The sequence below is a fragment of the Porphyromonas sp. genome, assembly GCF_030529325.1.
In the GTDB taxonomy this organism is placed as follows: Bacteria; Bacteroidota; Bacteroidia; order Bacteroidales; family Porphyromonadaceae; genus Porphyromonas_A.
The window spans coordinates 1-9,346 of the sequence record NZ_JAUMXC010000063.1 but is presented as its reverse complement, the minus strand read 5'-3'; the positions used below and the strand labels follow the sequence as shown (position 1 = coordinate 9,346).

The window sequence follows — 9,346 nt, the reverse complement described above, 5'->3', positions numbered from 1 at the left end:
TTACCTCAAAGTTAAGGACTAATGGGGCTTACACACTTTTTTAGGACAGTATCCATTTATCATCTTTTGTCGGTCGAGGATGTTATTTGACTCTAATCGATGAAGCAAGGTGAGTCCAAGTATTATCTTTGAGACCAGAAGTGAAAGCTGATAAACATAAATAATCCCCGAAAGCGTGATACACTTTCGGGGATAGATATAGATGATGTTGATTGAATAGAGCTTATCTCTTATACGAGTTTTTCGATCCATTCATCTCGTTCTCCGGGAAGGAGATCTATAGGCGGAATCTCAGGAAGTGTGTATGCTCCGGGTTTTTGGCGCATTGCAGCACGTGCTGATGCTACAAGGATTTGTGCCGTAAGTGCAGGGTTGTTGATCTTCATATCGAAGTGAAGGAGTTGGTTGTGAGTCTTTCCACTGACTCCTTTACGGCTCATATTTACCCCATGCCCCATATCTTTAAGTGCATCTACCGAAGGCACTGCAATGACGTGTGTCTCATCGTGTGAGAAGTAATCATCGGCCTTGAGGCGAGCAGATACATCTTCGATGGTATAACCTTCTTTCAGCTCGACATATACCATACGACGGTGTATAGATGTCCCGACAGGGATTGTCATTGATAGTGCGTCTGCAACTCCTTCTATTGCTCTTGCTGCAACGCTGTGTCCCATACTCATGCCTGGGCCAAAGTCTGTATATGTGATCCCTTGAGGTATCATGGCTTGCATTAATGTACGGATGACAGAATCACTGCCCGGATCCCATCCGGCAGCCAAAACAGCTCTGACTCCATGCTCTTTTGCTACTATATTCAGTTTGCGACGAAGGTCGGCGATCTCTCCATGAATATCAAAGCTATCTACTGTATTGATACCCTTTGATAAGAGGCTTGATGCCATTTCCGGCACAGCTCGTGTTGGCTGAGAGATAATAGCAACATCAATTTCTCCGAGTTCTTCTATGTTTGTTACTTGTCTGTACTTCTGGAATTGAGCAGGTAATTCTGTCACGGAACGACGCACGATTCCAACAAGTTCACAGTCTTGGGCAGTTTCGATGGCTTCGATGGCAAAGCGTCCTATATTGCCAAATCCAACAACTGCAATACGTATCTTTTGTATCGTCATACCAATATGTATTTGGGGATGATGTTTAATTGTGTCACAAAGGTACATATTTTATCCTTTTAGGATGTTTATTTGAATCTGCTGTGAATTACAAACTTGAGCGAAAATCTTGAGTATTGTATTCGTTCTGATAGAAGGGGTATAAAATAGATTCTCAGGATGATCCCTGAGAATCTATTCAGTATTAGAGGTAAAATGTGTATTTCTCTATTATTTGTCGAGCCAGGTGTCTATCAGTTTTGAGGCTGCCTCATCTGATGGTCTTGGAGCGAAAGCATCTATAATCTTGAAATCTTTGTCAATAAGTAGGAAACGTGGTATGTATTCTACTGCCCAATCTCTTTTGAGTGCGAGGTCTGTTGAGTAGTATTGGATGAGTTCCTTTTTGTGATTTTTCAAGAATTCAAGCCATGGCTCTTTCGTTTTGTCTGTCCCAATTGGAATGAATACAATCTCTTTTCCCTCATATTTCTTTCCTAGTGCATCAAACGCCGGAGCTTCCTTCAAGCATGGACCACACCATGTTGCCCAAAGGTCAACATAAATAAGTTTTCCTTTGAAGTCTGACAGACGTTTGGTATTTCCTTCTGCATCCATGATTTCGAAATCAATTGCAGGGCGACCGGGAAAAAGCTTTGTAGACCTGCCCAATGCATTCTTGAGCTCATTTGCGAGGTCTGCATCTTTGATTGTTGAGAGATAGTTTTGAGCATCTTTGGCAAGAGCTTCAGATACATTGCCTTTCAGACGAGTCGTGTATTCCGCTGTCTCATACAATTCGATGGTGTTCTGGGGTATTTCTATGCCTTCAAACCAGAGACTGTTCAGCATGCTATCCCTATGATGTTTCAAAACTTCTCTGACGGTCAGAACTTCCAGATATTTCGTATCTGTTGAGATTTCCTTCAGGCCAGTGTTCATGTCTTCTGCAATTGAAGACGTGTGCTTTTGCCACATTTCCGCGAATACTTTCTCAGCATCAGGACCGGTATTATTATCGGAGTACCTGGGATAGTAGATGTAGCTATTGATGACATCTGCTTTGATGCGTGCTCGTTCAAGATTTTTGAACTCATCGCTTACTCCGCTCAAGGTATCAAGAGTATTCATTCTGACTTGGGCAAGGCTGTCTATGAGTTTTTTTGTCTCTTCGAAAGACTCACGGACATTGTGTCCTGCCTCAAGGAATGAACCACGTTTGGGAAGGAGATTGCCTTTCAGGTAGTTATTTGCTTCTGCTCCTCGGCCTGAAAATTCGGCAGCATTGCCCCTCGGGCTGATTTTCATGATCAACTCATCTCCCGGTGTGAGATAGAGTGTATTGCGTCCTATACTGTAGTATGAGGGAGTCGTGATTGTCAGAGTAGTATCTACATAACCCTCTGCATCAATGCGAAGCGTGATATCTCTACTGTCTCCCACATAGGACAGTTTCCCGTTGTACTTCATTTGGATCTGCTCAGTTCCAAGGTCAATGATATGACCTTGGATATGGACGCTGCTTTCTGCAGTTTGTTCTTTCTGTGAGGAACAACCTATCATGATAGTTGCAAACAATGCAAATATGATGGTGATCCCATAGCGCATATGATTTGTTTTTATTTTCATTTATCTTTCGTTAGGAATCATATTGGGATTAAACTGTAGGACCACAGGTGGAATAGGTAGAATGTACTTCGGGTCATTAGGCGCAAGCGTGTACTTTTTGCCTGCAACCTCATGTACAATTGTTTTTGAAAACTCCGGCTCCCGATTGAGGCGCTTGAGATCAATCAGACGTGTACATCCCCAGAAAGCCAATTCTCTTCGTCTCTCATCAAGTACCATCTTCAAAGCTTCCTTATTATCTGAAGCCTCAAGTGGAGTATTGTCTAAAATGCGATTATCTCTCAGGTGATTCAGGTACTTCATAGCCTCTTCTTTGCTACCTACACGAGCCTCACATTCTGCTGCGATCAAATAGATCTCCGGTGTGGAAATGGCCAGGTTGGCTCTGATATACGGCGCCCAAAGATTGTATTCTGTTGTTAGAGATCCAATGTTCTTTGTGAAGTACAGCAAGAATCTTTTGTCTTTAGCCTTGTCATACATATTGGTTAGATCCTCCGACCCGTTTACTGATCCTGAAAGCCCATAAGTTCGAGGAGCCATACGGATGTAGATGTTTTCCGGATTCATGATAAGTTCGGGGACATTGATACGTCCACTATAGGATTGGGGTTTGACGACTTGATATTTTTTGAGATCAAGGAGTTGGTTGTTTTTTTCGAGAGATTTCTTTGCATTGTCGAGAGCTTTGGAGTAGTCTCCCATATAGAGATACATCCTTGAGAGGATACCAAAGCCGACAGCTTTTGAAGCGCGGAACGAGTTTGCGACCGGCTTTTCGGGGAGATCTTCCGCTGCCTCCGCAAGGTCTTTTTGTATCTGCTCGTAGACTTCTTGCACAGACGCTCTTTTTAGATTACTCTTCTCGATACCCTTATCCAAGATGAGGGGGACTCCGGGGTCTGAACTTGCTGTCGCATAGTCATAGTGTTTTGCATATGCATTGACAAGTGTCAAGTACTCTATGGCACGTCCTACGAGAGCTTCAGCCTTAAGTTCTCTTTTTTTTACTTCGATACCTTCCGAAGTTCCCATTATATCTTCTATGATGACATTGTAGGTATATATTCTGTTGTAAGAGAATCCCCAGAGCTTGTCATCTTGGCTTTCTCCAAACGTTTCTTTATTGAAAGTATAGAGATTTTGCAGGGGTACACTGAGTCCATTAAAGCCTCCTGTCACATTATCCTTTTCCGGTACGAAGATATCATCCGTCATATAGTTTGGATAAGTATCAGAAGTCTTGTGCAACTGGGCATAGTTCAGTAGATGCTCATAGTCCTCTGTAGTCTCCGGTATGACTTTACCCTTAGGTTTTACATTGAGAAAATCACTGCAGGAAGTAAAGACTGCTATTGCTACGAGGATGGATAATATATGTGATATAGTTTTCATCATTCAAAAGAGATTAAAAGTTGAGAGATAGTCCCAAAGTATATGTTGTCGGGATCGGGAGAGTAAGAGAGCCTTTTCCATAAAGTCCTACGGCATAAGCCTCAGGATCTATATCTCCGTTAGCCGACCACCACCATAGGTCGCTGATCTGACAAGTCAATGTTGCCGATTCGACAGCCAATTTTTTCAACCAGTCTTTACGTATGTTGTAGCTCAGAGATACATCTCTAAGTTTTATGTAGTCTGCTTTTTTTACGTGTATGTCTGCAGAATACCATGGTCCAGCTTGTTCGATGTTGTTGCTGATATTTTGTTTGAATCCCGGAGTGACTTCACTTTTTGTTTCATCTCCCGGTTGTCTCCACATGTTAAGTATTTTTCTGTTGATGTTTGCGCGGGGGGCACCTGAAAGGTAGTCTGCCACCACATCACGCATGACATGACCTCCATAGTAAACGAACATGAAAGAGAGGTCAAAATCTCCCATAGAAAAAGAGTTCCTGAGTGACGCTGTCACTTTTGGGTCCCTTGTGCCTGAGTACACGAGATCAGAGATAGATGTGACGTTGGGCACTTTCTCTCCCTTCGAATTGTACACGAGTACGCTTCCATCCCTTTCACTGAGCCCTGCATATCTATAGCTGAACAAGCTGTTCACCGGATAGCCCACTGCCTCGATATTGCGGGTAGTGTACTGGAATACGTTATCTTTTGTACCTGAAAGGTTGATGAGTTTATTGTCATTGTAACTGAGTATCAGGTTGCTGTCCCATGAGAACTTTTTACGCTTGAACCACGCTGCCTGAAGTGACAACTCAAATCCCTTGTTGACCATCGAACCATAGTTGAGTGTCAGTGTCTGCCACCCTAATGTAGGGTCTGCATTCTTTTTACCCAAAAGGTCTGTTGTTGATTTGTGGTAGAGATCGATGCTACCATTAAATCTTGAATTGAACAACGCAAAGTCTATACCAAAGTTGTTAGAGGTTGTCTTTTCCCATCTCAAAGCCGAGTTTGGAGGGCTGATGATGCTCGAACTAAACTCCTGAGACCAAATATTGGCTCCCTGATTTTTGATATTCAAAAATGGACCCACATCTTTCGGTATGTTTCCTCCAACTCCTGAAGTCAGACGGAGGTTAAGTTGATTGATCCAGTCGATATCCTTCATAAAGGCTTCGTTGCCCAGATACCAACTCATACCCACAGACCATAGCGGACGATATTGGAGCTTAGGATCCGTGCCGAAGAGGTTGGACTGATCGATACGGATACTACCTGTGACCGAGTATCTGTGGTCATAAGTATAAGATCCGTTAGCATAGAAAGATACGAATCTATCTTCGTTGTGAATGAGTTGTGCAAAGTCTTCGTGCTTGAGAACAAATGAGCCGGATAAGGATTCGGTCTTCAATTCCTTGAAAATAGCAGGATCTATCGGTTTGATAGCAAGACTGCTGTCATCATATCCGATATGGAGATTACTGCTCCCTGTTGTGCGTATTAGTCTGCGCTCAGCACCGGCAAGCATGCTTACCGTGTGTTTGTCGAAGTCCCTGTTGAAGTTCATCTGAGCTCTCATTGTATAGGAAAAAGCCTTGGAGTATCTTTCTCTTAGCTGCCCTCCCGTAGGTATATTGAGTTTGAGAGTCTTCCTGACTTTGTCATATTGGGCAGCATCATTGATCATATTGATAGCGTAGTGTGATTTGGGGCTATAGTATTGACGATCTTTGATGTCTGTATTTTCGCTTTGATACTTGAGGTCAAGGTTTAGACCCTCAGCGATCTTAAACTTCATACCCGCGTGGAGACGTATGTAGTTTTCAGAGATATTATAGTTCTGTTCCTTTCGGTTGAGGATGGGGATAAATGACTCATCCTGCAACCCAAGGGATATTAATCTTTCGATTTCATATCTTGATTTTTCGAGAGGTACTGCAGTGGGTTGACCGTTCTGATCTCGAAGTGAGTAGTAGCTTGGATGTGACAATATCAAATCAGAGTATCTTCCTACACCGTTGTCTCCCTGATCTTTAACAAAGCTCCCCGAGACACCGAGATCTACTGTGAGCCACTTTGTGAAGTCAATATCATTTTTCAGGTTGAAACCAATGCGTTCCTTGCCTCTGAATTTCTCGTTTCCGTAGTCTCCGAGATAATTCAGCGATGCTATGTAACGGTTGTTTTTGCCACCTCCGGAGACAGACAGGTTGTGCTGATGGACAAATCCTGTGCGTGCAAATTCATCTTCTATCTGTCTGTGGTTGTCTGTATGGCGATATACATTGAGGGCTTCGGCCAACTGCGTGTCAGACAGCTCTCCGGCTTCGTGCTTGTACAATAGCTCCATTACGGGGCTGAGAGTGCGGCGTTGTTCAACCTTATCCGGGTGATAGAAGTTGAAACCGGCAATCTCAAGATCCACAAGCTCCGAACTGTTGAGGAGGTTCAGGTAAGATAGGTCCGGTTTGGGGACAAACTTTGCAGACATATTGTAGTTGACATTGAGTTTGCCTTCCTTACCATGCTTGGTTGTGATCACGACCACTCCATTGGCTGCTCTTGCTCCATATATTGAGCTTGCAGTAGCATCCTTGAGGACTGTGATGTTTTGGATATCTGTCGGGTTGATGGCGCTCAAGCTACCTTGGTATGGCATTCCATCAACTATGTAAAGAGGTCTTTGTTCCCCATTGATCGTAGTGATACCACGGATGACGATGTCATCTCCACCGGTATTGGTTTTGTTGATACCCGCCACGAGTCCCTCTATGCGAGATAGTACATCTGTGTTGAGTTTTCCTTTTGTTTGTTTTTCAGATATCACAGAATATGCCCCGGTTGCACGTTCTTTGGAGAGGGTTTGATATCCTGTGATGACAACTTCTTCAAGGAGGGTTTCGTTGGATCTGAGGTTGATGTTTACCACTTTCTTTTTTGGATCTGCTTTTATCACCTCACCTCTCATACCCACGTAGGAGAACGATATAAGTTCGCCGGAAGAGACCTCTATCTTGTAGTTCCCGTCTATATCGGTATGCGCTCCTCTTGTGGTGCCGGATACGATCACAGTGGCACCGATGATTGTCTCTCCTGTATCATCCTTGACAGTCCCGGACATGGTGAACTTCTCGGATTTTTTCCCTTTTGATGCAAAGATGAGCACTCCATCCCTCTTGATTTCATACTTGAAAGCAGTCTGTCTGCTGAAGTCATCGAGGACAACACTCAGTTCTGCCTCTGTGTAGGACAAGGTTACCTTCTGGGATGATTTCATGACTTCATCATCATAAGTAAACTTGAGACCGGATTCCTTTTCGAGGTGATCGAGGGTTGTTTTTATACCGGCTTGCTGTACGTTGATAGACACCTTTGATGTCGACTGGGCATGCGATAGAAAGGGCAGGCATGAGAGTACAAGCATCGTAAGCAGAAGCTGTATTACCCTTCGATTACAAAAGTTTTGTTGTTCGAGTAATCTTGTCATTGAAAATTATATTTAGTGGTTATATGTTGTCGTGATTGCCGGCCAGGCTTTAGATTCTTACCCGTGATACAAGTTTTTTATTTGCTGAACAAATATACTAGTTTCCCTCGTAGAAAATTATTTTGTATTCTTAATTTTTTGCTCTCTTTCCTTTCTTGGGATTGGTCACACCGGATGACCTTAGTAAGCAGCCTCTGACAGGACGATCATAGTGTTCTTTAAGCAAGATGATTTTTTCCTTGCGTATACTTATAAAGACCTTTCGACTAATTTTTGAGAGAAATGTTATCAGAAGTATTCTCGCCGTTAAGTGGGTGGATTGTTTTATATTTGTCATATGAGACCATGGAAAGGTCTCTTGATTTTGTAAATAAGACTGTATACAATGAATACATTTGGACGCATATTCAGACTCACGACCTTCGGAGAGTCTCACGGAGCTGCTATTGGAGGTGTTATCGATGGTTGTCCTCCCGGTATGGAGATAGATATGGATGCAATAGCGCAATCCATCGAACGGCGTAAGGGCAAGGGTGGTATCACCACGGCCAGGTCTGAGAGCGATATCCCTCATTTTCTATCCGGTATTTTTGAGGGTAAGACCACAGGTACTCCGATAGCCTTTGTCATCCAAAACAAAACACAGGAGTCGAAGGACTATGATCATCTCAAAGATGTCTTCCGTCCTTCTCATGCTGATTATACCTATGCCATGAAGTATGGGGTGCGTGATCACAGAGGAGGAGGTAGAGCTTCGGCCCGTGAGACTGTGGTACGCGTCGTGGCGGGTGAGATTGCAGCCCAGATCCTCCGCAAAGAAGGCATCAACATTGTGGCATATACTGCAAGGGTGGGAGAGAAGGCTTTGCCCAATATGTACTACGATGGAGTGAGTCGTGATCACTTGTCAGGCAGCATGGTGGGATGTCCCGATGCCGAGTCGGATAAAGAGATGTTTGCTTATCTCTCAGATATACGTGCGGGAGGCAACACTGTCGGTGGAATTGTTGCTGTGTGCATCACCGGTGTCCCCGCAGGGGTGGGATCTCCCTTGTATGAGAAGTTGGAGGCCCGATTGGCTTCGGCTATGCTCAGTATCGGCGCATCCAAGGGGGTTGAGATTGGTGATGGCTTTGCCATGGCTGAGATGAGGGGTAGTGATGCCAACGACCAGATGAGGTCTGAGAGTGGTGCCGTACGAGCTGCCACAAACCACTCCGGAGGGATTCAGGGAGGAATCTCCAATGGCGAAGAGATACGTCTGAGGGTGGCATTTAAGCCTATTGCCTCAATATCCTTGGCTCAGAAAACCGTCAATACCGAAGGCAAGGATGTCGACTTGAGTATTACCGGTCGCCATGACGCCAGTGTCTTTCCCCGGGTCTTACCTGTCGTCGAGGCCATGGCTTCACTTGTTATCATCGATGAGCTCTTGTGCCAACGCCTTTATGCCCGTATAGATTGATGTTGGCGGGTAGTCCGTACCGAACAAATAGAACCTTCAAAATTAAGGTGCCTACCTTGAGGAGTCAAGGTAGGCACCTTAATTTTGAAGGTTAGACAACCTTTTCAGCATAGATTTCTGATCAATGCGATCAGAACACGAAATAATAAAAACAACACTCTATCACAGAATCTTTTTATGGAAAATCTATCCCTAAGGTTCAAGAAAAGGCGGAATAGCACGAATAAATTGTGATACAGTCAGTTCTGATTTTTG

General features: G+C 43.9%; 5 protein-coding genes. 1 reads left to right on the top strand and 4 read right to left on the bottom strand.

The features are described from left to right. Positions 1–230: 230 nt before the first annotated feature. From Q4A14_RS08235 to Q4A14_RS08220, 4 genes are all read right to left on the bottom strand, one after another. Positions 231–1,127, bottom strand: coding sequence for a diaminopimelate dehydrogenase (locus Q4A14_RS08235; protein ID WP_303171342.1), 897 nt, complete (start codon positions 1,125–1,127; stop codon positions 231–233). 216 nt (positions 1,128–1,343) lie between these two features. Continuing rightward, the gene (locus tag Q4A14_RS08230) at positions 1,344–2,741 is read right to left on the bottom strand and encodes a TlpA family protein disulfide reductase (RefSeq protein WP_368492360.1); all 1,398 of its coding nucleotides are present in this window, start codon (positions 2,739–2,741) and stop codon (positions 1,344–1,346) included. Beyond that, positions 2,742–4,136: a RagB/SusD family nutrient uptake outer membrane protein gene (locus Q4A14_RS08225; RefSeq protein WP_368492361.1), complete on the bottom strand. Its 1,395-nt coding sequence runs from the start codon at positions 4,134–4,136 to the stop codon at positions 2,742–2,744. A gap of 13 nt (positions 4,137–4,149) precedes the next feature. Next, on the bottom strand, positions 4,150–7,626 hold the full coding sequence (locus Q4A14_RS08220; protein ID WP_303171338.1) for a SusC/RagA family TonB-linked outer membrane protein: 3,477 nt from the start codon (positions 7,624–7,626) through the stop codon (positions 4,150–4,152). A 385-nt stretch (positions 7,627–8,011) separates the two neighbouring features. Between Q4A14_RS08220 and aroC the strand changes: the two genes are divergently transcribed. Further along, on the top strand, positions 8,012–9,091 hold the full coding sequence (gene aroC, locus Q4A14_RS08215; RefSeq protein WP_303171337.1) for a chorismate synthase: 1,080 nt from the start codon (positions 8,012–8,014) through the stop codon (positions 9,089–9,091). The last annotated feature ends 255 nt before the right edge of the window (positions 9,092–9,346 follow it).

Coding starts and splice junctions, on each gene's coding strand:
- Q4A14_RS08230 (WP_368492360.1), bottom strand. CDS start 2,741: ATGAAAATAAAAACAAATCATATGCGCTATGGGATCACCATCATATTT.
- Q4A14_RS08225 (WP_368492361.1), bottom strand. CDS start 4,136: ATGAAAACTATATCACATATATTATCCATCCTCGTAGCAATAGCAGTC.
- Q4A14_RS08220 (WP_303171338.1), bottom strand. CDS start 7,626: ATGACAAGATTACTCGAACAACAAAACTTTTGTAATCGAAGGGTAATA.
- aroC (WP_303171337.1), top strand. CDS start 8,012: ATGAATACATTTGGACGCATATTCAGACTCACGACCTTCGGAGAGTCT.